This window comes from Mesorhizobium sp. M0909 (assembly GCF_040319515.1).
Classification (GTDB): Bacteria; Pseudomonadota; Alphaproteobacteria; order Rhizobiales; family Rhizobiaceae; genus Mesorhizobium.
Genome location: NZ_JAMYOA010000018.1, coordinates 53,896 through 78,146, shown reverse-complemented (window position 1 = coordinate 78,146; position 24,251 = coordinate 53,896). Strand labels below are relative to the sequence as shown.

At 59.4% G+C, this 24,251-nt stretch carries 28 protein-coding genes and 5 pseudogenes; 21 read left to right on the top strand and 12 right to left on the bottom strand.

Annotated elements, in window-relative coordinates; translation table 11 throughout:
* Positions 1-7: 7 nt before the first annotated feature.
* Positions 8-289, bottom strand: coding sequence for a metal-sensing transcriptional repressor (locus NKH83_RS24480; RefSeq protein WP_023680176.1), 282 nt, complete (start codon positions 287-289; stop codon positions 8-10).
* Positions 290-444: 155 nt separating this feature from the next.
* Here NKH83_RS24480 and NKH83_RS24475 point away from each other — a divergent pair, with 155 nt between their 5' ends.
* The 3 genes and pseudogenes from NKH83_RS24475 (at position 445) to NKH83_RS24465 (ending at position 2,365) form a co-directional block, all read left to right on the top strand.
* Entirely contained in the window at positions 445-780 is a 336-nt protein-coding gene (locus NKH83_RS24475; protein ID WP_156937473.1) for a hypothetical protein, read from the top strand.
* A gap of 48 nt (positions 781-828) precedes the next feature.
* Positions 829-1,565 (top strand): annotated as a pseudogene (locus NKH83_RS24470) (HupE/UreJ family protein).
* A gap of 11 nt (positions 1,566-1,576) precedes the next feature.
* Entirely contained in the window at positions 1,577-2,365 is a 789-nt protein-coding gene (locus NKH83_RS24465; RefSeq protein ID WP_023680179.1) for a hypothetical protein, read from the top strand.
* 163 nt (positions 2,366-2,528) lie between these two features.
* Here the strand turns inward: NKH83_RS24465 and NKH83_RS24460 are convergent, their stop codons facing one another.
* Both NKH83_RS24460 and NKH83_RS24455 read right to left on the bottom strand, forming a co-directional pair.
* On the bottom strand, positions 2,529-3,242 hold the full coding sequence (locus NKH83_RS24460; protein WP_352807936.1) for a HoxN/HupN/NixA family nickel/cobalt transporter: 714 nt from the start codon (positions 3,240-3,242) through the stop codon (positions 2,529-2,531).
* Positions 3,243-3,263: 21 nt separating this feature from the next.
* Entirely contained in the window at positions 3,264-3,893 is a 630-nt protein-coding gene (locus NKH83_RS24455; protein ID WP_352807935.1) for a DUF1007 family protein, read from the bottom strand.
* 374 nt (positions 3,894-4,267) lie between these two features.
* On the opposite strand from NKH83_RS24455, the gene NKH83_RS24450 reads away from it, so the two are divergent.
* Complete coding sequence (locus NKH83_RS24450) at positions 4,268-4,447, top strand: hypothetical protein (RefSeq protein ID WP_352508362.1); 180 nt, start codon at positions 4,268-4,270, stop codon at positions 4,445-4,447.
* A 631-nt stretch (positions 4,448-5,078) separates the two neighbouring features.
* Here NKH83_RS24450 and NKH83_RS24445 read toward each other — a convergent pair.
* The 3 genes and pseudogenes from NKH83_RS24445 to NKH83_RS24435 form a co-directional block, all read right to left on the bottom strand.
* Positions 5,079-6,086 (bottom strand): AI-2E family transporter, encoded by a 1,008-nt coding sequence (locus NKH83_RS24445; protein WP_352807913.1) that lies wholly within the window; start codon positions 6,084-6,086, stop codon positions 5,079-5,081.
* A 100-nt stretch (positions 6,087-6,186) separates the two neighbouring features.
* Positions 6,187-6,293 (bottom strand): annotated as a pseudogene (locus NKH83_RS24440) (transposase); the annotation flags it as partial.
* A gap of 126 nt (positions 6,294-6,419) precedes the next feature.
* The gene (locus tag NKH83_RS24435) at positions 6,420-7,085 is read right to left on the bottom strand and encodes an ABC transporter ATP-binding protein (RefSeq protein ID WP_352807934.1); all 666 of its coding nucleotides are present in this window, start codon (positions 7,083-7,085) and stop codon (positions 6,420-6,422) included.
* Between the two features lie 312 nt (positions 7,086-7,397).
* On the opposite strand from NKH83_RS24435, the gene NKH83_RS24430 reads away from it, so the two are divergent.
* From NKH83_RS24430 to NKH83_RS24410, 5 genes and pseudogenes are all read left to right on the top strand, one after another.
* A complete protein-coding gene (locus NKH83_RS24430; protein WP_352807912.1) occupies positions 7,398-8,762 on the top strand; it encodes a hemolysin family protein in 1,365 nt (454 codons plus the stop codon).
* Positions 8,763-9,313: 551 nt separating this feature from the next.
* Positions 9,314-9,598 (top strand): annotated as a pseudogene (locus NKH83_RS24425) (transposase); the annotation flags it as partial.
* Positions 9,599-9,646: 48 nt separating this feature from the next.
* The gene (locus NKH83_RS24420) at positions 9,647-10,141 is read left to right on the top strand and encodes a hypothetical protein (protein ID WP_352807911.1); all 495 of its coding nucleotides are present in this window, start codon (positions 9,647-9,649) and stop codon (positions 10,139-10,141) included.
* Positions 10,142-10,386: 245 nt separating this feature from the next.
* Positions 10,387-10,671: a PilZ domain-containing protein gene (locus NKH83_RS24415; protein WP_352807910.1), complete on the top strand. Its 285-nt coding sequence runs from the start codon at positions 10,387-10,389 to the stop codon at positions 10,669-10,671.
* Positions 10,672-11,465: 794 nt separating this feature from the next.
* Positions 11,466-11,693: a hypothetical protein gene (locus NKH83_RS24410; RefSeq protein ID WP_352807909.1), complete on the top strand. Its 228-nt coding sequence runs from the start codon at positions 11,466-11,468 to the stop codon at positions 11,691-11,693.
* A gap of 30 nt (positions 11,694-11,723) precedes the next feature.
* Here the strand turns inward: NKH83_RS24410 and NKH83_RS24405 are convergent, their stop codons facing one another.
* The 3 genes and pseudogenes from NKH83_RS24405 to NKH83_RS31700 form a co-directional block, all read right to left on the bottom strand.
* The gene (locus NKH83_RS24405) at positions 11,724-11,900 is read right to left on the bottom strand and encodes a hypothetical protein (RefSeq protein ID WP_352807908.1); all 177 of its coding nucleotides are present in this window, start codon (positions 11,898-11,900) and stop codon (positions 11,724-11,726) included.
* 99 nt (positions 11,901-11,999) lie between these two features.
* Positions 12,000-12,149 carry a hypothetical protein gene (locus NKH83_RS31705; RefSeq protein ID WP_352456157.1) on the bottom strand — a complete coding sequence of 50 codons (150 nt, stop codon included), beginning with the start codon at positions 12,147-12,149 and terminating at the stop codon, positions 12,000-12,002.
* A gap of 47 nt (positions 12,150-12,196) precedes the next feature.
* Positions 12,197-13,158 (bottom strand): annotated as a pseudogene (locus NKH83_RS31700) (glycogen debranching N-terminal domain-containing protein); the annotation flags it as partial.
* Positions 13,159-13,629: 471 nt separating this feature from the next.
* Here NKH83_RS31700 and NKH83_RS24385 point away from each other — a divergent pair.
* From NKH83_RS24385 to NKH83_RS24375, 3 genes are all read left to right on the top strand, one after another.
* Complete coding sequence (locus NKH83_RS24385; RefSeq protein ID WP_352807904.1) at positions 13,630-13,860, top strand: hypothetical protein; 231 nt, start codon at positions 13,630-13,632, stop codon at positions 13,858-13,860.
* A gap of 246 nt (positions 13,861-14,106) precedes the next feature.
* A complete protein-coding gene (locus NKH83_RS24380) occupies positions 14,107-14,325 on the top strand; it encodes a hypothetical protein (protein WP_352807903.1) in 219 nt (72 codons plus the stop codon).
* Between the two features lie 390 nt (positions 14,326-14,715).
* Positions 14,716-14,946, top strand: a complete 231-nt coding sequence (locus NKH83_RS24375; RefSeq protein ID WP_352807933.1) for a DUF982 domain-containing protein — start codon at positions 14,716-14,718, stop codon at positions 14,944-14,946.
* A 476-nt stretch (positions 14,947-15,422) separates the two neighbouring features.
* Here the strand turns inward: NKH83_RS24375 and NKH83_RS24370 are convergent, their stop codons facing one another.
* On the bottom strand, positions 15,423-15,770 hold the full coding sequence (locus NKH83_RS24370; protein WP_352807902.1) for a hypothetical protein: 348 nt from the start codon (positions 15,768-15,770) through the stop codon (positions 15,423-15,425).
* Between the two features lie 204 nt (positions 15,771-15,974).
* On the opposite strand from NKH83_RS24370, the gene NKH83_RS24365 reads away from it, so the two are divergent.
* The 5 genes from NKH83_RS24365 to NKH83_RS24345 all read left to right on the top strand — a co-directional run bounded on the left by NKH83_RS24365 (position 15,975) and on the right by NKH83_RS24345 (position 17,548).
* The gene (locus NKH83_RS24365) at positions 15,975-16,151 is read left to right on the top strand and encodes a hypothetical protein (RefSeq protein ID WP_352779146.1); all 177 of its coding nucleotides are present in this window, start codon (positions 15,975-15,977) and stop codon (positions 16,149-16,151) included.
* Positions 16,152-16,248: 97 nt separating this feature from the next.
* Entirely contained in the window at positions 16,249-16,524 is a 276-nt protein-coding gene (locus NKH83_RS24360; RefSeq protein WP_352807901.1) for a hypothetical protein, read from the top strand.
* A gap of 28 nt (positions 16,525-16,552) precedes the next feature.
* Positions 16,553-16,777, top strand: coding sequence for a hypothetical protein (locus NKH83_RS24355; protein WP_352807900.1), 225 nt, complete (start codon positions 16,553-16,555; stop codon positions 16,775-16,777).
* A 233-nt stretch (positions 16,778-17,010) separates the two neighbouring features.
* A complete protein-coding gene (locus tag NKH83_RS24350; RefSeq protein WP_352807899.1) occupies positions 17,011-17,271 on the top strand; it encodes a hypothetical protein in 261 nt (86 codons plus the stop codon).
* A 70-nt stretch (positions 17,272-17,341) separates the two neighbouring features.
* Positions 17,342-17,548 (top strand): hypothetical protein, encoded by a 207-nt coding sequence (locus NKH83_RS24345; protein ID WP_084641867.1) that lies wholly within the window; start codon positions 17,342-17,344, stop codon positions 17,546-17,548.
* Positions 17,549-18,124: 576 nt separating this feature from the next.
* On the opposite strand, the pseudogene NKH83_RS24340 reads toward NKH83_RS24345, so the two are convergent.
* Positions 18,125-19,081, bottom strand: a pseudogene (locus tag NKH83_RS24340) (IS110 family RNA-guided transposase); the annotation flags it as partial.
* Positions 19,082-20,487: 1,406 nt separating this feature from the next.
* On the opposite strand from NKH83_RS24340, the gene NKH83_RS24335 reads away from it, so the two are divergent.
* Together NKH83_RS24335 and NKH83_RS24330 are read left to right on the top strand one after the other, a co-directional pair.
* Positions 20,488-21,060: a thermonuclease family protein gene (locus NKH83_RS24335; protein ID WP_352807932.1), complete on the top strand. Its 573-nt coding sequence runs from the start codon at positions 20,488-20,490 to the stop codon at positions 21,058-21,060.
* A gap of 334 nt (positions 21,061-21,394) precedes the next feature.
* A complete protein-coding gene (locus NKH83_RS24330) occupies positions 21,395-21,745 on the top strand; it encodes a hypothetical protein (protein WP_352779150.1) in 351 nt (116 codons plus the stop codon).
* Between the two features lie 84 nt (positions 21,746-21,829).
* Here NKH83_RS24330 and NKH83_RS24325 read toward each other — a convergent pair whose 3' ends face one another.
* Complete coding sequence (locus tag NKH83_RS24325) at positions 21,830-22,087, bottom strand: PDZ domain-containing protein (protein WP_352807931.1); 258 nt, start codon at positions 22,085-22,087, stop codon at positions 21,830-21,832.
* Positions 22,088-22,154: 67 nt separating this feature from the next.
* Between NKH83_RS24325 and istA the strand changes: the two genes are divergently transcribed.
* A complete protein-coding gene (gene istA / locus NKH83_RS24320) occupies positions 22,155-23,444 on the top strand; it encodes an IS21 family transposase (protein ID WP_352807898.1) in 1,290 nt (429 codons plus the stop codon).
* Positions 23,444-24,244: an IS21-like element ISSme2 family helper ATPase IstB gene (gene istB / locus NKH83_RS24315; protein ID WP_352483443.1), complete on the top strand. Its 801-nt coding sequence runs from the start codon at positions 23,444-23,446 to the stop codon at positions 24,242-24,244. Before istA ends, istB begins: the two co-directional genes overlap by 1 nt.
* Positions 24,245-24,251 lie beyond the last annotated feature (7 nt).

Genomic DNA, 24,251 nt, shown 5'->3' with positions numbered 1-24,251 from the left:
GCGCTTCTCACAGGTACTTGGTGATGTCCTTGAACTCGTCGATCGAGCGGCGCTGCTCGCGCGCCAACGGCCCGACGACGTCTTCAAGGCAATGGTTGAGATGATCCTGGATCAGGGTCTTCTTGGCCTGCGAAATGGCCTTCTCGACAGCATGAAGCTGCTGGGCGAGGTCGAGGCAGGACCGGCCCGCCTCGATCATTTCGATGACACCCTTGAGATGTCCATCAGCCCGTTTCAGGCGCTTGACGATATCGGGGTGGGTTTCGTGGGTGTGGGATTGGTCGCTCATATGTTAATACTATCCTCCCGGAGGGGATATGCAAGTCTCAAAGAGGCCTCGATTCTGAGGTAGCAAAAACCATTCGTTAGGATTTTAGAGAATAATCGCCGTTCATGCCGAATCGGATCCACCGCACGGTTTTTTGCCTGGTCATCGCTTTAGCGATGATGTTCGGCGTGCTGCGTCCTTTCGGCTATTCGACCTCACACGATCCGATCGCGATTGCAGCCGCCGCGGTTGAACGTCACGGCGGAGCCGCCGCGCAGATCGAAGATCTTGGCCACGCACACGATGATGGCGTTTCCGGCGAGCAGAACTCTGATCATTTTCACGGGCACAATGCGGCAGACCACTCGCACGAGGCGGCGAGTACGCCCGCCGACTTCGCACCGACCGTTCCACAGGTCGAGCGGGGCTGGCTGAATTATCCGCCGACTTTCGTCGATCCGGACACGACATTCCGGCTCGAGCGACCGCCGAGACCATTCCTCGCCGCATGATCGCGGCCGCTCGCGCGGCCACCCTCAACGACGAAGATTGGAAATCTCATGCAAGGACCCTTCCACCGGGGCCGGTCACGCTCGCGCCGCGCACGTTGGCGAACCGCCCTGCCCCTGCTTATCGCTCTGCTGACCCTGCCACTGCTCGCCGGAGCAGCCTTCGCCCATGCCGTCGCCGCCGGCGACAAGGGCTATATCCAGGAAATCTCGGGCATCAACGTGCTGCCCTTCATCTATCTCGGCGCCAAGCACATGGTGACGGGATACGACCACATCCTGTTCCTGTTCGGCGTGATCTTCTTCCTCTACCGGATGAAGCATATCGGCATCTATGTCAGCCTGTTCGCGCTCGGCCACTCCACGACCATGCTGCTCGGCGTCTACTTCAATGTCGGCATCAACAGCTACATCATCGACGCGATCATCGGCCTGTCTGTGGTCTACAAGGCGCTCGATAATATGGGCGCCTTCCAGAGCTGGCTCGGCTTCCAGCCGAACACCAAGGTCGCGACGCTTGTCTTCGGCTTCTTCCATGGTTTCGGCCTGTCGACGAAGATCATCGAATACAACATCTCGTCGGACGGCCTGGTGCCCAACCTTTTGGCCTTCAATGTCGGCGTCGAGATCGGGCAGCTCTTGGCTCTTGGCGCCATCCTGATCGTGATGGGCTACTGGCGCCGGACACGAAGTTTCTGGCGCCACGCCTATACCGCAAACGTCATCATGATGACGGCTGGTTTCTGCTGATCGGATATCAGCTCACCGGCCTGTTCGTCGCCGCATAAGGAACCGAATCATGTACAACACCGACCTTCCCAGCCGCGCCGATTTGCCGACGTCAGCGCAGCTGAAGCGCTCCACCTTCATTGCCGCGCTGACGGCTTTCGCATTGGTCATCACGGTCGTCATGCCGTCCGAGTATGCGATCGACCCGACCGGAGCAGGCAGATTGCTCGGCCTCACCAGAATGGGCGAAATCAAGACACAGCTGGCAGCCGAGGCGGCAGCCGACGAAATGGCCAGCGCGAAGGCACCAACCGAGCGGATGACGCAAATGGTCCCTCCGGCCGAGTTGATGGCGCGCATGGACCGAATCGAAAACCTCCTCGTCGCCCTGACCGCCGAACGGCCTGCTTTGCAGCCGTCGCCAACTGGGGAGGCCGTATCCCAAGACAATGTGACAGTTGGAGAGATCGCTCCTGCCGAGGCTCCGGCCATTGCTATAACGCCTGCCGCCGAAGCAACCTCGGAAGCCCCGATCCAGCCAGATGGAAGGCAAGACGAGCTATCCTTCACGTTGGCGCCAGGCCAGGGTGCCGAAGTCAAGCTCGTGATGCGGCAGGGCGCCAAGGCAAACTTTTCCTGGACAGCTGACGGCGGCGTGGTGAACTTCGAGACGCACGGCGATGGCGGCGGTCAGTCCGTCAGCTATGAAAAGGGTCGCAGCGTTCCAGCTGACGAAGGTGCCATTGAAGCCGCCTTCGATGGAAATCATGGTTGGTTCTGGCGCAACCGCGGTGGCAGCGACGTGACCCTGACGATCCAGACTGAAGGCGACTACATCGACATCAAGCGTATGATCTAGCGCATACAGGGTCGCCGGCGCCACTTCGAGCGTCGGGCGTCACCTATCCGTCTGTTCCACCGACGAGCGCAGATGCGCGTCGAAGCTTTGCGCCGCGACGAAGACACGGCTGACCTTCAGGTAAACGGGTCTTGATCCATCGCTCGATCTGGTTCACGGCATTTCAGCCCGACGAGATTTGCCAAACGGCTACGCCGGCAAGCGCCAAGCCGGCAGCGCCCTCAATGGCTCGGGAAATGGCATCGAACAGGCGTGGCCGGCTATCGAAAAAATGCACCAGACGTTCACGAAACAGGATCGACAGCACCGCAACGCAAGACAGCGTCAGCGCCACGCCGGCCATCATTGTGATTGCGAAAAGAATGCCGGCGACCGGAACGCCTCTGGATATCGCAAAGGTCATCACGAAAAGCGTCAGCGGGCATGGGATCAGGCCGGCCATGACGCCGACGGCCTCGCCCTCATGCTTGTGGTGATGGCCGTGGCTCAATGCGCGCCAGAGCATCCAAATGCCGATCAGGCCAAGCAGGCCCCGACTGACGTCTTCCAGCAGTGGGGCGCGGCCAACACTGCCCAGGGCAATCGATACCAACGGCAACGAGAGCGCCGCGATCAGCACGGCAATCGTTACATGCGTGAAGGAGAGTGTCAGCGACACCAGAAGCCCACGCCGGACGCTGGCGTCCGATCCTGCCAGATAGGTGGCCAGGACAGCCTTGCTATGGCCCGGCGTCAGCGCATGCGTCGCACCGAACAGAATGCCCATGGGCAGAAAGGCCGTGAACGCCAGCCAGCCGCCGCCAGCCGCAAGCAGTTTGATCTGCTCGGCCAACGCCAGGTAGATCGTGCGTTGGAACTCGACCAGCGTCTGGAACATGGCCATCGAACCGGCTCCGGGTCAGCCGCACGTCAATTCGAGGCGCGTCGCGAAAATCTTGCCGAGATCGGTCCCCGTCGGATCACTGAAGAACGCGTCTGTCAGGCTCTTCTGGTTCTGCGCGATGGCCGTGTCCGGATCTGGACGGACGACGGAACGTGAGCAGCCTTGCGGCAGACCGGCCACCGCAAGCTTGTCGTCGTCGGTAAAATCGATTGCCGTGTAGAAGGTCGGATCGTAGACACCGATACTGACTTTTCCACCAAGGGCCAACGGGTCCTTCGGCTGCGTTTCGAACTGGACGACGAGTTGATCGTTTTCATAGCTGACGCTGAACTTCGGCGGTGGCGCCATCGTCACGTCCTTGCCGTTCAAGGTCACCATCTGAAAGTAGTTGTACTCGGCCAACGACGCATGGACGGTGAGAGCGACTTCATCGAGTTCCTTCGCATCAAGGACAAGGTCGGAATTCTTGTCGAATTCCATCAGCACAGTGCTGGAAAAGAGGTCATCGAAACGCCAGAGATGCCGAAGCGACTTGACCGTCTTGTCTGGATCGACGGTCAGGTCCAGCTTCGCTTCGGCAAAGACATGCGGATGGGCGTTCGCTGCCGCGGTGGAAGCGAGCAACAGCGCCGCGCCGGATACCATGCCTGTCAGTTGCATTCTTCGCTCACATTTCGCTCGTCGATTCCGCATCAGGCAGGACACCTGCCATTGCAAGCAGGCCGAAATGGGACGGGCCAAAGCCCATACCAACCTTGATCGATCAGGGCTGTGTTGCTTCATCTAAGGAGGCAGCTACCCAAGGTCGCCCTTCAGCCAATGTTTGAGCATGATCACCGCGATACCAGCAAGGATTGCCAGCACTATCATCCAGATGATCTTTTGCCGATCGCTCAATTTCCTGCTCCTGATCGATTCAGAGCATTCCTATCGCGAGTTCCTTGCAAACGCAAAAAGCCCCGCGTCCCGTGCAGATAACACCAGCTGATCCGCCCTGGTCGTCGGCGATCGAGCTTGCAATGACCGTGTTCGATGTGATCCGGACCTCGGGAACGTCAAATGGACAAGTGCTTGCGATTGCAGACTGTCAATATGTAGAGTTTGGAAACTTGCATTCCGTTTCTGTCCTCGCCGATTGTTTCGGCATCCGTCCGGGCGAAGAAACGCTCCTCGAATGCCGCGCGGTCGACATCGAATAGCTTTATGGAGCAAGTTTGCACGGACTTGCCATTCAAGTGGCTTTTGTCACCGCGATCATGGTTTTGGCCGGGAGGTCGTCACCGGTCGCCTCCCAGCCCTGGAAGGCGCCTACGTCACCGACGGGGGCAAGTGCTGCGTCGCCGGACAACGGAGTCCATCCGCGTCTCCTGGCCGCAGGACGGTTCGTTCGAAGTCAGGTCCATGTGCAAGACAAATACCGTGAAAAGCTTCCAACGCCAGATCGACATTATCGGCACGCACCAGCGGCGATCTCAGGCATATAGCAGCGAGCGCCGGGATAAAGAGGGGCTTCGACATCAGCACACCGCAGGGTCAAAAAATGGACCCTCTGGCACGTTAGTCAAGAGTGCCATTTAGCGGGCCCAGCGGCTGCGACGAGATCGACCTCCATCCGACTGTCGGCGGCTGCGCCGTCGTCCCGTAGTATCATTCGCCAGTTATTCTCCGACGCGGTCCGCATTGAAGACCCGCGGTAGCCGTCGAACTTGTGTGTCCATCCCTCGGCCCTCGGGAGGCTTCTCCACCAGGTGGGCATCAAAGGAGCGATGAACGCTGGCCGGCTGGTGCTGGCCACCTTGCTTGCGTCGTCAAATCGCCACCTGCCCAACCCTAGATTAGCCCGCGCATCGTCAGTTCAGCCTTCAGATAGGCATAATAGATCGGCGCGGCGACAAGACCTGGCATACCAAACCAGGCTTCCATAAAAAGCATCGCCAGAAGTAGCTCCCAGGCACGCGCATTGATCCGCGAACCGATGATCTTGGCGTTTACAAAGTATTCGAGCTTGTGAATGAGGATGAGAAAGGCAAGCGAGCCGAGTGCTGCAAGGAAGGAGATGCTAAGGCTGACAACCACGATCACCGTGTTGGAGATCAGATTGCCGATGACCGGCAGAAGGCCGGCGACGAAAGTCAGCGCTATCATTGTCCTGATGAATGGCAGATCGATGCCGAAGGACGGCAGAACAGCCACGAGATAGACCGCCGTCAGAAACGTATTCAACGCCGAAATTCGGATTTGCGAGAACACGATGTTGCGAAAGGCCTTGCTCAGAATGTTGACACGATCTGCCAGCGCGACCGCCAGTGGGCCGGGCTCGCGCGATGGCGCCGCCGAGCTCACCGCGATCAAGCCGCCGATCACCATGCCGACGATAATGTGGACCACAAGGACGCCGACATCCCGCCCGACGAGTTGAAGCTGGCCGGCATGTTCGCGGAGCCACCGGGCCGCGAAGACTTCCAGTTCCTCGATGTTTGATGGAAAATAGGCCATCGCCCAGGTCGGGAGATGGACGCGCGCGGTATCGATGATCTCGGCCATCTTCTTGAGGAGCGTCACGACGTTCTCCGAACCGCCAGTCAATTGCGACATGCCGCTAAAGATAGCGGCGGCTATCAGGAGCGTGAAAATCAATGCCACCAAGGTCAGCGCAAGGCTTTTCGTCACGCTGTTGGAAACGCCGATTCGATGGAGCATCGGTGCGGCGAAATGAACGAGATTGAACACGAGAAGGCCCGAAAGCAGTGCCGGAAGCAGCCCGAGTTCGAGAACGGCGACGAGCGCAATGAGCGCGAGCAGACACGACGCGAGATAGAACCCTGAGAAAGTCAGCACTTTTCACCTGCAGAAGCAGCCAAGTCCTCTCCGGGTATATTTGCTTTGATACCCGGTGATGCGCAAGCGAACACGCGTTCAACACGTGTGTAAGGCTAACCGCCTCGGAGGTCCGATGCTTGCGCGCCAGGTCGCCCGCTTTTGCCCCGCCTCATGCTCACGCAGGACCGCGATGATCAGCTCTTCCGTAAACCGCTTTCTTTTCATCAGTCCGCCCTTCAATCGAGCCGGACTCTAATCTCAGGTGGAGGAAATTGCCCGTGGCAGGTCAGCCGCTCGAGAATGTTCATGCCGGTTGGCAAGAATGATCCTCTTGGTGGTGAACGCCGAAGTTCATTCCGCCGCGAAGACCATCAGATCCTCGAACCGGAACTCGACATGGTATTGGCCGGACGGAAGGGCGTCCCGGGAATAGCTCCGGATGGTCAGGTCATTGCTTTCGAAAATGACTTCATGCCGATCGCCGAGGAAAAGGCTCTCGACGCAGGTCATGGCGATACGTCCAGGGCCGTCCTCCCCGGACCACGTCACCCGCTCAAGCCGGACGAGTGCGGTGACTTCGGGGCCGACGGTCAGCTCCTGCTGGCGCTGCCCACAAGGGGATGCCGTTGGCGACAATTTCCGCACGGTTGCCGTTGATGGCGGTACCACGCCGTCAAGGCGATTGCTGGCACCCATGAACTCTGCTGCAAACAGGCTCTTCGGCTTGTTGTAGATTTGCTTGGGTGTTCCGTCCTGTTCGATCTGGCCGCCGTTGAGCAGCAGGATGCGGTCGGCGAGCGCCATCGCTTCCCCCTGATCATGGGTGACGCACAGCGCCGATAGCCCGAGATTGGTGATGAGGCGGCGCAGCCAGATCCGCGCTTCTTCGCGTAACTTGGCGTCCAGATTTGACAGCGGCTCATCGAGCAGAATCACGTTCGGCTCATAGACCAGCGCGCGGGCCAGCGCCACGCGCTGCTGCTGTCCGCCGGAGAGCTGCGGATAGCGTTCGCCCAGGCTTCTGCCCTGTTACCGTCAGCAGTTCAAGCCCAATCATTTGAGCTTTATCGACGGGCTGCGTGATGGCGTCTGCCTTCATGTGATCTGCGCATCCACGCCAAGAATGGGGCGCGTCGGTACATGACCCGCGCTGCAAGCTCACTTTGCCGCATTCAACGTATTCGACCGCACCGTGATCAGTCGCTAGTAGATGCACTACCATCGCCATCAGGGGATTATGCTTCTGGCGATCGTGATGCTGATAGTGATTGCGCAATGCCATCATTTGCGCTTCAGAGAAGTATCCAATTGCGTCATTAAGAGGATATCATGCCGACAGGCGATGGCAGTTTGAGCGACATTCTTGGAATCTTGTCGGTTCTCCTACTCGTGGCCGCAAACGGCTTCTTTGTCGCCGCCGAGTTTTCCCTGGTCGCCGTGCGCCGAAGCCGAGTTGCCGAACTCGCTGCGGCTGGGCGGCTGAACGCGGCAGCGCTCCAGCGGGCCGTCGACAATCTCGATGCCAATCTGGCGGCGACCCAGCTCGGCATCACCATTTCATCGCTGGCACTCGGCTGGATCGGCGAACCTGCTCTCGCGCATCTCGTCGAGCCTCTCTTGATCGGGCTGCTCGGGTCGTTGGCGAGTGCGGGCTCACACACTGTCGCCGTCGCGATCGCTTTCATCATGATCACCGCGCTTCACATCGTGCTTGGCGAGCTCGCACCAAAGAGTCTGGCGCTCCAGCGCAGCGAAGACACTGCGCTCTGGGTCGTGCGTCCGCTCGGTCTGTTCCTCTTTCTGCTCAGGCCGGCGATTCTAATGCTGAATGGTCTCGGCAACCTCGTTCTGCGACTCTGCGGCCTGCGCCCGGGAACCGGTGAGGATTCATTGCACTCGCCAGACGAGCTGAAGCTTCTGATCTCGGCCAGTCAGGAAGGCGGGCTGTTGCAGCAGGCGCAGCGGGAGATGGTCGAGCGGGTCTTCAATATCGGCGAGCGCCGCATCAGTGACATCATGACGCCTCGGCCGGATATCGACTGGATCGACGTGAATGATAACCGAACCGAGATTCTTCGTACGATCCGCGATTGCCGCCATGAGCAGCTCCTTGTTGGCAAGGGCGGTATCGATGAACTGCTCGGCATGGTTCTGAAGAAGGACATGCTCGACCAGGTTCTTGACGGGCAGGTTCTCGATCCGATGGCGATCATCCGTGAGCCGCTCGTCGTTCATGAGTCAACGCCGATTTTCAAAGTGCTGGAGCAGTTCAGGAAGGCGCCCGTCCGCATAGCAATGGTCCTCGACGAGTACGGAAGTCTGGAAGGAATTGTTACCCAGACCGATTTGCTCGAAGCCATCGCCGGCGACCTGCCCAACACCGAAGGCGAAGAGCCGGATGTCGTCGAGCGTGAAGACGGCTCCCTTCTCGTGGATGGTATGATGTCGGCCCAGGACGCGTTCGATCGCCTTGGTTTTCGAGCACGGCCAACTGAAGGCGACTTCCATACGATCGCAGGATTTGCCCTGTTTCGACTAGGGCATCTGCCTGAGGTCGGGGAACATTTTGAGTATGGCGGCTGGCAATTCAAGATCGTGGACATGGATGGCCGGCGGATCGACAAACTGCTCGCACGAAGGAACTCTCCCACGGGGCGGCAAGAAACATCGGAGGTAGATGGGCTCAGAACATAGGCCAATGAATAGGCCACCATGGCTCGTCGAGGTCGCCAGTGCCCGCGAACCAACTGTATCCAACGTGACTGACAGTGATGCACAATCATCCGGTCGACAAAAGGCGAAAGCACCCGCACCACCGCCATGGCGTTGCCGGTCGTCTCGACAACGACCTCGTCCGTCCTGTTCAAGCTGCGGCCAAATCCCTCCAGCCCGGAGCGGGTCATGTCGACCCGTCCGTGATGGCGCAGCCGGCCATCTTCCCAGAAAATCACTCCGCAAAAGGTGCGGTGGGATGTCCATTCCAATTACACGTCTCATTGGCCCCCTCTCTCCTTGAACAATCGGGAGCCGGCGGGCGACGCGACACCTACGGATCCGCGCTCTTCGCAACCGGGCAGGTCGCAGGGGCAGCCAGCTACTAACGCGAGCTTGCAGCTCATCGAATACATCGGCCTGTCCGCGCTTGGCGTGCTCCCGGTGCCCCTATCCCGGATGGTCACGCCATACGCTGAAAATCTCGCATCTCCAGCGGGGGATCAGATGGCACCCTCATGATCATACCGGTTACCAACCCGATCGAGCGCCTCAGCGTTGAGATCAAGCGGCGCACCGAGGTCATCGGCATCTTCCCAAACGATGACGCCATCGTCCGTCTGGTTGGCGCGATCCTGCTCGAGCAGAACGATGAATGAGCCGTGCAGCGGGCGAGATCCATTACGCTGGAAACCATCAGCCAAATGAGCGATGATCCGCTCATCAGCCTGCTGTGGCGCGCTGATCATTCCCGGCCCATGCCGGAAGCTGCGGCGACCAAGCCGTCAACTACACCACTCGCTGGGACACGATCCTGATGCGCTCACGCTTCAAGCCAAGACCGCAATCCAGATAGCGAGCCAATCATGAAATCCGAGACAGCAGCCACCGAAAGCGTTGAGCCGGCGCCTAAGGCTGTTCCATCGGGTTGGCGAGTGTTGATGACACGCGAACGTTGGACCGAAGTCGCTCGCATTATATTTACCGGCCTGATGGCCTTTCTGTACTGGCAACAGCTGATTCCCATTCAAGGTTTGTGGGGGGCGGTTGCCATCGGCTTGTATCCGCTCGTCAGAACCGGCGCCTTTGACCTCGTAAAAGAGCGCAAGATCGGTACCGAGATATTCGTCACCATCGCTACGGTGGTAGCGCTGATCGGAGGCGAGACCGTCGCCGGCGCGGTCCTCATGGTGATCATTCTGATCGCGAAGTTCATCGCCGATCTGAATATGGATCGTGCGCGAGCCTCAATCAAAGACCTGATCGGCTCGGTGCCCCAAGTCGCGCTTGTGCGGGACGCAGGTGGCGAACGCATCGTCCCGATCGAGAATTTGCGCGCGGGCGACGTTGTCTTAGATTAGAAAAACCTGCAGCGAAGCTCTTCCTTGCCGCAAGGTGCTTCACGCGGGCTTTGATCCCCGGCTTGACCCATTGGGGTCGCCGACGGCTTTGGCAAGCCCTTTGCGGCATGCTCCTGAAACGTACTTCCACAACCGATCCCGCATGTCACGGCGCCTCTGACGATAACGCTATGTTCATCAGCCAAGCTCAATTATCTGGCAGACCAAAAGCTACACGAAGCGACAGACGCCGGGAATTAGGCGAAATGGCTGAAGACGAACAGAGGCGCCAACGCAGGCAGCGCGTCTTCAAGGGCGCAACAATCCTGACCGGCATGACCCATTCCGAGGTCACGTGCACGGTGCGTAACATGCATGCCGGCGGCGCCGAACTGAAGGCCTCGATCGACGCTCGCGTCCCCGACGAATTCCTGCTCTATGTGCCGACCGACGGCATCGCCTACAAGGCGGTGGTTCGTTGGCGTCGCGAAGACCGCATCGGCGTCATGTTCACCGGCACCGAGCCAAAGCCGCAGTGGCACTACGGCTAAATCCCCTGAACCACACCTCGTAGCCGTATGCTGGGCGGTGATTGACCCCGTTCTTTGGACGCCTTGTTCCTCCTCCAGAATTTCTTCGACTTAGGTGGCCGACAACCATTCTGGCGCCGACTGACTGCTCGCTTCCATTATCGGTTTGCCGACCATCGTTGGAGATTTCAGAATAGCTACTGCTCTCGCCCTCTCCACCGTCCTGATGGTTTAAACAGTGCTCGTGCATTTCGAGACGGTCCGAGTCGTCGCGAGGATGCGGCGCTGGTGGGGTCGCTCTGCTCGTGTGAAACTGCTCGCATTCATCACGCCTGCGTTTGTCGCGCACCTGCTCGGTATTGGGCAGGGGAATAAAGGGCGCTGTTCCCCCACAAGCAGAAAACCGGCCTTCCCTTTGCTTCGGCCTGGGGCCTGCAGCACCGACGCGGCACCCGGTAGCGGGTGCCGCCTTCATCTTTTCATGCCGTCGCGAATCGTCACGTGATCGGTCCGAAAGGTGATGGTTTTGGTCCGTCGAGACGACAGCGACATTCGCCTGACTGGGAATGACAGGGTCAGAGTGCCTGTCATATCAGGGAACCTCGTGCAATTTGTCGACCAGCCCACAAAATTCCAAAAAAACGGACCGTTCGCTTTGAGGTTGAGTTGCGCCTTAGTGCTTCCCTTGTGATCTTCCTCAGCGTCCGCTGTTTTGACAGGGCGCGTATTGGTCATTCGGCCCATCGCGCTTTTCTGCGGCCCGCCGTTTCGCCCGACATCAGGGAACGATATCTTCCCCCATGTATTAGAAACCCATGGACACTATGGAACCCCACGGCCACGGGATGGCGGCCGATCTTTTGACATCGGAAGTTGCCAATGCCAGGCAGCGCATCCACCGGACCGAGCTCGCGCTTCAACGCACTGAAGAAATGCTGGCCGAAAATCTTGCGCTGTGCAGCAGGATACGAACTGCGGTCGATGCCGCAGACCGCTTGGTGAAGATCGATCCCCCCAGCTTTGAAGGACGTCGCGCGGGTTGAACTGGGCCGGCGTTTCATTCGTCGCGACCTTCAGGCCACCCGGCGCCACCGCTCGCGCTCAAGCACGGCGGCAACCAGGTCGACAGACGGCGAGCGCGGCTCATCTTGCGCGGCTTGGTGCTCGGCCGAATCTATCATCGGGCATGCTGCCTCGGCCACATGCGCGAGCGACTGGTCGATCCAAGCGACGGCGGAACGAAATGCCATCGCGCGCGGCGTTAGCGCCAACAGAAGGAAGACGCGGGGCCTGAGGCCCCACACCCCCACTCCGTTCCGCTTCGCGGACGGATATGCTCGCTCCCTCGCTCATGCGGCACTATCCGGTGTTGAGCCATATTGCTTTTGAGAGCGAAGGATGCGGCTGATCGCCGTCGCATAGCGGCTGATCTCGGCGTCGATCTGGCTTGGGGTAAAGCCTCGGCGTTCGAGCTTCTTCCGCTCCGGTGCAACATGCAGCGACCAGTAGCGCTGTCCGGCTTGGTAGGTGCGAGCGTTCAGCGCGGTTGGTATGCTGCGAAGACGTAACCTTGCACCTCGACTAAGGCGATCGGTCCCTTGGGAACAGTGCCGTCGGTATGGAAAGATCGCATCGGCACTGTCCTTCCAGCCCTGATTGAAGAGGCCCGTATCCGCTGCCCTGCTGTAGGTAACGAACCCCTCCCCGTTGCGGGCTCCGACTTCTTCATCCAAGCCGTGGCAGCACCCAGTGATTCCCAAATGCGATCGACAAAGTCCTCATCTCCGGTCCTGTCGGCCGAACGGCAACTCGCGAAGCACGGCCATCCCGCCCTTGCGCGTTTCGTGCATGATCTTGCCTGGGTCCGCGTCTCCGAAGACGGAAGTCTCGGTCGATTGGTAGCGGGCGAGAAACGCCAGCACGCCACGGGCAAGCTCGGGATTGAGCCAGAGCATCTGCAAGGCGGAAATGACTCCGTCGCGCCCAAAGGCGGTTGAGAACCATGGAATGCCGGCATACGGGTATGGTCCCGTCTCGAGGTCGGTTGTCAGGAGCGCGATGTCGGCACGTGTGCGGGCCAGCCAGTCATTGAACACGCGTCCGGAACTGAAAACGGTGGCGCCTTGCCGGCGCTTTGAGCGAATCGCACATCGCGCTCGCGCAGCGGCGGCACGAAACCGGTCACTGGACGGAATCTCTTCGCCGTGACCGACCATCCAGATGGAGAATCCTGCGGTCACGGCTCGGCACGACAATGCGGAACTCGGCGTAACTGGAATGCACCTGATCCGGCTCCGCAATGACCGACTGGCGCGCCACATTATCAAGCCCTTCGTACCGAAATGTGACGCTTGCCTCACCAATCAGCGCGTCATGGGCACGACCGCAATGGCTACGCGTGGTGCCGCGCACCGCGAACATGTCTCGGAAATCGGCATCGAAGTCGACACGGACCGGCAACGCAATCTCGCGCGCGAAGTAGTTGGTGAAGGTAATGCGCTCGAGCAACGGGGGGTCTTCGCGCGAGCCAGTTATCCGATCTCCCGCTCAGAAATTTCTACCAAATATTCCGACCTCCTGATGGAACCCATTCGTTGCGGGCGAGTTGCGGCTCATTGGGACGGACTTCCCGAACATGACAACCAGCAACAAAGCAGACCATCAGTCTGTCTCCGAAGCGTTTCGGAAACTGATCCGTTCCGAAGGCTATCGACAAACGTTCTTAAATCTGGGGGTCGAACCAGAACTGCCGCCAACCCTACAGTCATTACTTGCGGCTATTGATCGGGCCAAACAGGCCCCGACGGAAGAAGGTTCCTAGCCGGCTGGGTGAGCGTCAAAGCGGAAGAGTACAGAGGCTCGCTGCGTGCTTGTTCTCTAATCCCCTCTTGGAAATTTCCTACAAACATTCCCTTGATTTTTCCCGACAGAGGGTCATGAATGTTCCGCGTGGGTTCTCGCTGAGGTGGGAGGCCTGGTATGAACGTTTGGACGAACTGCCGACCCATCAAAGTGACTGCCAATGAGCTTGTTGAAGAGCTGATTTTACGAGCCCGGCGCGGCCAAATCATCATCTCCGTCAAAGAGACTATCGCAGCGGTGCGCCGAGACGGCCCGCATCTGGTGGAAAGTGAGTGCGAGTTGGTGGAGCTTATTGTCGATATTGCTCCAGCCTTTGGCATGTTCGTCGCGTTCGACGTTCGCGAATAGCCCGATGGCTCTCCACTGGTTCAATCCTCCAATCTACGGCAGGACCGAAAGCACCAGGGGACGAAAGGCGAATCGAGGCGCGCTCTAGGGGCTTCGCGCGAGCCGATTATCCGATCAGAAACTCTAGCCAAATATTCCTGACTGTCGCGGCCCAGCGCCGTACCAATTTGTACAATTCGTACATGGCCTTGATGCCGCTCAGGTTGGGAGTAGAGTACCCTTCGGCGTGTCCCTGGGGAGGGCTGGATGAGCGTCGCGCAAAGGGTCGGTCCGTTTCTAGAACAAGCAATTACTGTACTCCTCAACAGGGCGGACCGTCGCGACACGGTCTCGATCAAAGCGGCACTACGCGAAGCTCGGGAGACTGCGCCTTATTTGGTGGCCTCCGACGAAGAACTAACCGAGGCGATCCTCGAGGCAGCAACTGCCATGGGCCTCTGCGTGCCTTTCGACGGTCGCGAATAGCTGTCAGCCAGCTTCGCTTGTCGTGATCTGGCAATGGCGACCGTGTGCTGCCATTCATTCTCGACATTCCCGCCTTGGCGTGACAGCCCTCACATTAACGCTCTCGCCGAGGACGAATAAGCATCGGATGCCGCAGATTTCCGAATGGTCCTTTGAGGCGATCGCCGCAACGAGTAGACCGACAACAAGCGAAATGACTAGGGCGACACCCACCGGAAGATGATGCATACCGGCTTCGTACCGACCGCTCGGATAAACGTCGATGAACGTTTGGAAACACCCGTCACGGACTCAGACCATCCCTAACAAATGGTTAGCCGTCCTCATCGCTGAGCCGGTTGGTAGAGAGGAAACCCGCTAGCCGCCCTAAGGCCCCTTCATGGCTCGCCACTGGTTCAACCCCCGGTCCCCGTCAAGACCGAGCGTCCCGGGTTCATTCGCAACGTCAACAACGCCGAGACAGCCGGCGAGGAGCTGATGAAGTGGACCAAGCGTGGCCCTTGCTGGGATCTCGCGGTGCGCGTTTCCATGGCCGTGATTTTCGATGAGATGGAACCCGAGGAGGCCCGCAAGGCATTCCTGGCTGCTGCAAAAGAGGAGGGCACATTACTCCCCCAATGAGAACTAGCTAAATTGGATGCGGTATAAGCTTCTAGGTGTCTATTACCAACACCGCCTTCGCGAAAGGAGCCCGCCGCCGGTGAGGGAGAGGCGACGGACCCCCCCTACAGCGGCTGCACATCCACGAAGAATCCCGCTGCCATCTCTAAACCCGCGAGGGCCTACATCGTTCCCTTTGCTGCGGCTAAAGCGGGGTTGGTCAGCGGGCTCTTGCCGCTCTAAGTTCCCCCTTATGGGTCCTCTCTGGTTCTCTCCCCCGGTCTACGTGAAGACGAAACGTCCGCAGAGGCGCTGCTGTTGGCGCGACAAGCTCGACCGCAGGTGCGGACGGCATAAGAATTTTGGAGAGGCCCGTGGTGACTGGGGATTGCGCCGGTATTGGCGACGCGCGAAGACTGGGTCGATATCTGGGCGAGCCCCTGCGACGCAACTTCATACCGGAGAATGGAGGCCGCGCTGGGAGGTTGTTGCTTCGGCTACCAACTCAAAGTGATTGTCCGGGAGAGTTCGGCGATGTCGCCATAGATCATCGAACCTGTGACGAGAAAACATTTATCACCGAGGACTTCGAAGAGTGAGCTTGCCGCGGTACAAACCGGCAGGTTCTTCGAATTGGCGTGCGTGCCGAGGGTCGCGGTTTCGACCTTACGGTGGGTCGCGGTTTCGACCTTACGGTCCTTGGCTTCGGCACAGCCGACACTGATCGCGAGGATTGCGATAGCAATGAGAGTCGTCTTGCTCATATTTTGCCCCTGGAGCCAGCTCTTGTTGGGTAAGTCGCGCGATGCATCAAGTAGCACCGGCCCACGATCGGCTTCATCCATCGATTGGAGGAAGCGGGCTCATCCATAATTAGCAATATCTTGAGTAAGGCGCCGAGCGCACCAGACTCATGGAACGGCGCGCGGAATTTCCATTCGTGACGAGGTGGCGATCCCGGCCGCCTTCGCAAACGGGTCACTCAGCACTGCGTAAACGTCTCGATTCCGAGCTATAGCTTTCCGCATTCGATCATCGATCATACCAAGGTGAAGAAGGGGCAGCAGATCGAGCTTACCGGAGAGATCGCGCGCGTAGACGAGGAAGGCGGCAGGGTGACCGTCGATCTGGGACCGCTGGTGACGATCGACATCGACAAGGTCAGGCTGGTCGAGAAGTACAGGACGCCAAAGCGCAAGAAGCCGCTGCGCGACATGGTGGATTAGCTCGCGGACCGCGCTTATCCACGCGACATCGGTACCACTCAAACGAATGGCAATTTTCTGTCTGAATGCGTTTAGGATCCATGCTCGGAGACCACGCATGGGTATCGCGCGGGAGACAGGTGACTCCCCGTTTCAAGGCGTCGAGATGCTACGAGCACTGAAAAGTCAGTTCCTTAGACCTAAAGATCGGGCGATCTGCCAGCGGGTTGTCGACCAGGTCACCGCCGACGCCAAATGGTACAGCACCCCGATAGACGGTCAGATTCTGGCCTCGACCACGCTGAATCTCTTTCAATCAGGGGTCGTAAACGAAACGAATTTGCTGGCACATGTTCGCGCGCGGCGCCACGACTTCACTAAACTGACAGGCTAGTTCTTCACCCTCGCGACATAGGCGCGAAATGTGGTTCTTCGTAGTCCGCCGGCCTATTGGTAAGCAGATTGAGCGCCCGCTTTATGTCCCGATGCAGATGGTCGATCGCTTCCCAATGCTCGCCAAATGGCTTGAGCGACAACTGCGCGTCGCGGAGTTCTACCGTCAGAAGCCACGCCTGTCGTTCAATTTTGGCGAGGTGATATTCGGAAACGGCTTCGTGTCGGCGAGGGTGCGGCATCCCGCAAAATAGGAATATATTCCGCATGCCGTCAAGGCAAATAGGCTTCGTCCTGCCCTCAGCGCATGCTCGCCGCGGGCATTTGGGGGAAGCAAGAAAAACAAGTTGTGTCCGTTAGTAGCCATCAGCGTTTTGTCGGGCTGCGCTACTCGCCCAGCCGACATCGAGCCCGTGCTGGTTTCGTCCAGCGTATACGCGGGCAGGTCCTGCAGCCAGTTGGAAGCGTTTCCGACCTGGCGCCGACAATGGCCGTACAACAAAGGACGGCCTGCCATGACGTGGATGGCGTGTTTTGGCTTGGCTTGCCGGTTGGCAGCATGATGGACAACACAGACATCAAGGCAGGTGAAGCCAAGCTCGGCGAGCTGAAGGGCAACATGGACGCGATCAACGCAGCCCGACGAAAGGGCGGCTGTGTTGCCGGCACTCTGCAAGCCGCTCCAACGTTACGATTGTCGGCTTGCTTCCCGCCCTCGCGACTGAGGAGTGGTCGTTTCATCGATTGACTCGCGTAATGCACCGGCAGTTAATCTCCCCGCAAGGGCAAAAGAGGGGCTATGAAACTGGGAGAAAACGATGACTGTCCAAAAAGAAGACTATCGAACCAACAGAGCCGACTACGCCATAGCTGCCATGCATAGCCGAGCGACCGCTGAGGGCGATCGTGATGATTTGGTGGCGAGGAAAAAGTCCCTGTGGGTAACAGATCGGCGATCTGCAAAATTGGCTGCAAACCCCTCCGAAAGCTCGCCAGAACCCAAGGCAAAACCGCGCGGTAAGTGAATCGGACGCCAGCCACTTTCTTACCGCCGCGTACTTCGTTCGCATGGTTCGATTATATTAGATTTATCTAAAATACTAACCAGCCAGTCGAGCATTCCCGAACGCTCGCTGGTCAGGCCCAGCGGCCCCCCTAACCCAAGCTGCTGGGCTGCCACTCAGAGCAAAGCGTAGCATAACGGTGATCGTCTCCACCTTGCCGGCCTTGCTTAGCATCACCTGAAAATCAGCTTCGAATCCCCGAATGTGCGGGGTCCCAGTGGCCATCACTAGACATTTCGAGATTTGCCGGCTCGCTTCATCGGCCGGTGACGGAGTACATCATCTTGGCAAATCAACACAGCCGGCATCCTCGTCCCCTCATTCGGTCGAAAGCTAGGTGGAACAATCAGGGTGCGCAACTTGTCATCACTGATATTGCCGCTTCACCCCAGCTTTGAGCGTGCGCCCTTCCGCCTGTGCGTGGTTCACCGTTTTTTACGTTATTAGCGCACGTTTATAAGCGGACATGTTGGTGTAGCTTGTACGTGCCCAAAGCCTCGGCGCAACGACCCAGCGCCGGGGCTTTTTTGCGGTATCCTTGCTCAGCATGTGCCAGATGATCATTGCAAGCTTGCGCGCAGTGGCGACGGCCGCGATGTGCTTCCCGCGGCGCGAGGCGATCCGCTTGTGGAAGGCGCGAAGAGGTCCTGGCGATCGCACCGCCGCCCATGCCGCCTCGACCAGCATCCCCCGCGCATGGCCGCGGCCCTGCTTCGTGATGCGCCCGTGATAGGCTGGCCCCTCACCGGACTGCCGCACGCTCGGATTGAGGCCAAGATAGGCAACGAGCTTCTGTGGATCGCTGAAGCGCCGTATGTCGCCGATTGCCGCGGCAACGCTCGCAGCCACGGTGACGTCGAGGCCGGGCAACGTCATCAGGCGGCGGATTGTCGGATCCTGAAGGTCATGTACGGCGATATCCGCCTCGACCACCGTCAACGCCTCGTTGATCTGGTTAATCAAGCCGAGGTGGCGCTCGATGGCGGCGCGCTCATCCGCAGGCAATATTTGCCTCCCGACGAGGTTCCCATGCGGACACGGCGGGATCAGGTGGGCGTGGAGGATTGACTGGATGAGGTTCTTCAGCCGCGAACGCTGGCGAACCAGCTGTGTCCGCCTGGTGACCTGTCTTCGGAGGGCAGGGGTCCCCGGATCCGGAACCCAGACCTCCGGCAGAAAGCCCGAGGCGTAGAGCTTCGCAAGGACAGTGGCGTCGATCGTGTCAGTCTTCACCTTCGCGTGCGCGATCATGTGCACCTGCTTGGGATTGGCGATCACGATCCGATCGACGTAGGGCGACAGCACTTCAGCGACGGCAGCAGCATTGCCCGTGGCCTCGATCACCACATGATCATCGTGGGTGAGTTCCTTCCTGGCGAACTCCTCGAGCTTATTGCGCAGCATTTGAACGCGGCCGAGCTTGACGATCTCGCCATCAAGCAACGACACGACCTCGGCGGCTACGCGGTGTATGTCCATGCCGATAATACGCACGGTTCCCTCCATCGTTGGTCACGAACAGGGAGCGAGCGGGCAACACGACAAATACGGATCCGCGCTCGCAGCGCATCCGGGCGAGTCGTAGGGGCGGCCAGATAATGTGCTCGAACTCGCAGTTCATCTGCATACGACGGCCTGCCCGCACTTGCGTGCTCCCGGTGCCCCGTGGCCCGGATGCGCCAAGCTTAACGAACCTGACGTACCGAACAACCGATGGCACCAAGAACATCATGCCGGATAAGGCTTCATCGAGAGCTTCAACGGCAAGGAAGGCGCGTCAACACTCTACGCTACGATTGCTGGCCGCCCGTCGTCACGGCGCATATGCGACGTTCCGTTAGCCGCCGATCGCGTTCCTATCCACGACAATCGCGTGGTGGTACATTCGGTTGATTTGGCGAATGTTTTTTGTCGTCAACTCACCGGGAAACCGGGGAGGTGGTCATGAGAATTATTACCGCTCTAGCATGCGTCGCCCTCCTTGCAGGTTGCACAACGGCAGGCCCCCCAGGGCCCCAAGGGCCTGTCGGTCCACAAGGTCTTCCCGGCAAGCAGGGACCTAGAGGTGCAATGGGGGCTGAGGGTCCGGCGGGGAACGACGGCGTCGGCGGTTGGGAAATCACCCAGTATGCAAGCGCGAGTGATACAAGCCCAGACAAATCCGCACAGGCTTGGTGTCCCAAGCCAAAAGTCGTCATAGGTGGCGGTGCCAGCGCGTCAAATTCAAATGCTCTAATTTCTAGGAGCTTGCCGGTTATTTCCCCAGCTCCAGGGTGGGTAGCACAAGCGCATGTAGCCGCTACGTCCCCAACAGCTTGGACGCTGACAGCATACGCCATTTGCGCGCTTGTCAAATAGTCGGCGCTTGGCCGGGCCGGTCAACTTTGCGTTGTCGCGTCTTGGAGACACAAACGGCGTTCTAGTCTTCATCCCAAAAATCCTGCAGCGAGGCGTGCCGAAGGTCTTCCTCGCCCCGGAGGTGCTTCACGCGGACCTTGATGCCCGCTTGCGAAGGCCATAGTTGAGACGGTTGAAAGGCTGAGCCGTTGCCCCCCGCGTTGACCAGTTGCCGACCGGCTAGTGCAGCTTCTGGACTCTCGCCCGGAATGGCGGCATTCTCTCTTCCGGGAGAGCGGGCGTGGGCAAAGGCCACCGTTATCAAGGCGCCAATCAGGCTGACCGCTGGCGAAGGCGCGCCGGCAGAAGAATGCCGTCACGGCGGCTGCCGCGACCCCTCTTGGGGCTGATCTTCCTCGGCGCCGGCACGCTTGCCGCCGCAGTCACCCAGTTCGCGATCCAGAGCACCGCCGGCCAACAGAGCACGATAACAAACTGGACAGAACCATTGCCTGGCCACATGGAAGGCCGCGCCTCGGTGATCGATGGCGACACAGTAGAGAATTGCAGGCCAAAGGATTCGTTTCAATGGCATCGACGCGCCCGAGAGCCGTCAGCACTGCGACGACGCCAAGGGCTTTGACTATCCATGCGGGCGCCGCGCTGCCCAAGCCTTGGACAAGTTCCTGGCAGCTTCGCAACCGCTGCATTGCAGTTTTGTCGATCGTGATCGGTACGGGCGTCTTGTCGGGAACTGCGATCGGGCGGACGGTCGTAGCGTTCAGCGCTGGCTTGTCGAGCAGGGCTTGGCACTGGACTGGCCCCTCTACAGCCACGGCGCCTATGCGGGGCAGCAGGCGAAGGCAGAGGCGGCAAAGCTCGGTCTGTGGGCCGGAACTTTTCAGGCGCCTTGGGTGTGGCGTCTAGCGCATGCCGACAACCGGCCGCTTTTTAACCAGCCGCTTGGCTTAATCAACCGCCATCAGGTCGCACAAAGCGGCTATTCATGCGAGCCGCGGCGCACCTGTTCCCAAATCAGCTCGTGCGATGAAGCAAGTTGGTACCTAGCCAACTGCTCTTGGGGCCGCAAGCTAGACCGCGACAAAGACGGCATCGCCTGCGAAAGCCAGTGTTGAACCTGCAGGTGTTGCCGCTTCACGGTCGCACGCACGTCGGTGTTGGCGCCGCGGCGTGTTGGGGTGGGTTTGGTCATGTGGAGGGGTTCCTAATGAATGGCCGCCTCGACGGGGGGCTTTTGAACGGTGACGGACTGCCGTTCCAAGCGGACCAGCTATTGTCGACTAAATGAAAGCGGGAAGATCCAACGATGCCTCCAAAATACGTGCCGCCCTCCGTTCATGAGACAGCTTTCAGCGGCATTCCAAATCGGCAGGGAGTTCGGCAGAGCCGAGGCCGAAGTTATGTTGTCACCGCCCGTCGATTATGATCGCCACCCATCGACAACGAGCGATGCAGAACACGGCGAGCCGACCTGACGTTATCATTCGCTGGCCTCAAGTCCGGCCTGATTTTCCAGAACTCGTTGCAACTGATGCGGCGAACTTTGACGCTGCCGTCTCAACAATGACCGTGCGAGATGTGGTCATATGGCGTCTTCGGGAAGGGCGCTCGCTGCGCGGTTCCGGCAAGGCCGGTCTTCATCATCGCCAACGCGGCGAAGGTCTTCTGTCACGCTATGTAGGAACGGAGTGCGTCAAAATTGACACGGACTCGGCACGAGCTGCTCAAGTGCGGACGATGATGGGAGCCACGGCCGGCTGGCTGCTTTTTGCCGCGCGCGAGATGGGAGGAGGCGGCTGAAGTGATGTTTGGGCTCCGGCGACCTGATTCCGTTCTTTCGGATACGGAAACTTTGTCACATTTTTGGTTTCGACGCACGCTACGTCAGGAAGCAGCTAGGGCAATGAAGAGCGATTGTCCTTGCCTGTTTATGCGCAACAGAATGGGCTTGTGCTGCTGCCGGGATCTTGCCCACTCCTCCTGGATATCTGACGGCTGTGCCACATCCCGGTTGTTGGCCGAGACAATCACGTCGCCAGGCCGAAGGCCGCTCTCGGCGGAGGGGCTATTTGGCGCCACCTCCTGGATAAACACTCCGGTGGTACCCGGCTGGAGACCGAGTTGTTGACGCGCTTCTGTCAGGCGAAGTGAGAAACTGACCCCCTAACGAAACGAAGAACTGACCCCTCATTTTTGAGAGGATCAGTGGATGCAAGAAGAATTTCCATCGAAGCTCGCCTTGTCGACAACAATGCGGGTTGAGGAGATGCGGTCGGGGGAAGAAGTTTCAGCGATGGTTCGGCTGCATGAGGTCGGCTGGGGTGCGAAGCGCATTGCGCAAGAGTTCGGTTGCGCGCGCAATACGGTTCGCCGCTATCTGCGTGAAGGTGGTGTCGTGGCGTATCGCCAGCCTGCTCGTCGAACTGTATTCGACGGTCTGGACGATTGGCTTAGAGAGCGTTTCTTTCGTCATGATGGAAACGCGGATGTCATTCGCCAGGAATTGGCGAGCGAACATGGTATCGTGATCGGGCTTCGCTCGGTGGAGCTGAGAGTGAAGCGCTGGCGGCGGGAATTGAAGGCGCAGAAGCGCGCGACGGTTCGCTTTGAGACGGCGCCAGGTCATCAGATGCAGATCGACTTTGGCGATACGCGCGTGTGGATCGGCGGCGAGCGGTTGCGCGTTCACCTGTTCGTGGGGACGCTGGGCTATTCGCGACGGGTGCATATCCGCCCCTCTTTACGGGAGCGCCAGGCGGACTGGTTTGATGGGATGGAAGGAGCCTTCCTGCGCTTCAGCGGGGTTCCAGCGGAGGTTCTGCTGGATAATGCGAAGGCTCTGGTCGAGCACCATGACGCGGTGACGCGCGAGGTGAGGTTCAATGCCCGACTGCATGCCTTTGCCCGCTACTGGGGCTTTACGCCACGAGCTTGCGCGCCATATCGGGCCCGCACGAAGGGCAAGGACGAGCGTGGGGTCGCCTACGTCAAGAAGAACGCGATCGCCGGCCGCCGTTTCGAGAGCTGGGCGGCGTTCGAGGCGCATCTGGATCGGTGGACGCGCGAGATTGCCGACCAGCGTGAGCATGGCACGACCGGCGTCGCGCCTGCGGAACGTTTTGCCGCTGAGGCCGGTGCGCTTCGGCCGCTTGCAGGCCGGGCGCCGTTCGGACAACTGCGTGATCTGGTGCGCAAGGTTCAGGCGGACTGCGCGATCGACCTCGATACGAACAGCTACTCAGTGCCCTGGCGCCTGATCGGAGAGAGCGTTCAGGTAGTGGTTCTGGCCGGTCGCGTCATCATCCGTCATGCGGGCCGGGTGGTGGCTGATCATTCCCAATGCCAAGGCCGCCGACAACGGATCGTGGACCGGGCGCATTTTGTCGGCGTGGCTGGCGCCGAGGGACCAGTGCGCGCAGCAGCCCCTATAGAGATTGCTCCTTGCGCCTTGCTGCGGCCGCTGGCGGAATACGAGGCGGTTGTCGGGGGAGGCTGGTGATGACGACCGTGGATCACGACATGCTGGTCGCGACACTCGACCGGTTGAAGCTGACGGCAATCCGCGATCAACTCGACACGCTGCTGGATGAGGCTGCACGCTCGAAGATGACCTTGCGCGAGGCTTTGGCTTTCCTTGTGTCGCGCGAGATCGCGCGGCGTGACGAGCGGCGGATATTGATGTCGAGCAAACTGGCGCAGTTCCCGTTCGTGCGCGAACTCGACGGCTTCGACTTCGACGCGCAGCCATCGCTGGATCAGGGACAGATCAGGGAGCTTGCGACCTGCCGCTGGATCGCCCACGGCGACACAGTCCTGTTCCTTGGCCCTCCGGGCACGGGCAAGACCCATCTTGCAGTGAGCCTTGGCCGCGAGGCAATCCGCCAGAATTACAACGTGCAGTTCGTCACGGCAGCCACGTTGGTGGCGATGTTGGCCAAGGCCCACAGCGACGGCTCGCTCGACAAGCAGTTGACGATCCTGTCACGGCCGAAATTGCTGATCATCGACGAGCTCGGATATCTTCCCTTCGAGGCCAATGCCGCCCACCTCTTCTTCCAACTGGTGTCCCGCCGCTACGAGAAGGGATCGATCCTGATTACCTCCAACCGTTCGGTGGGTGAATGGGGGAGCGTTTTTGGAGATCCCGTGGTGGCCACGGCAATCTTGGATCGCCTGCTTCACCATTCAACTGTGATCACCATCAGGGGGGACAGCTACAGGCTGCGCGAAAAGCGACGGTCCGGCCTTCTGCAGAAGGTCGGCTCGGTGCCCGAAACAAACGAAACAGCAAACCAATGAAGGGGTC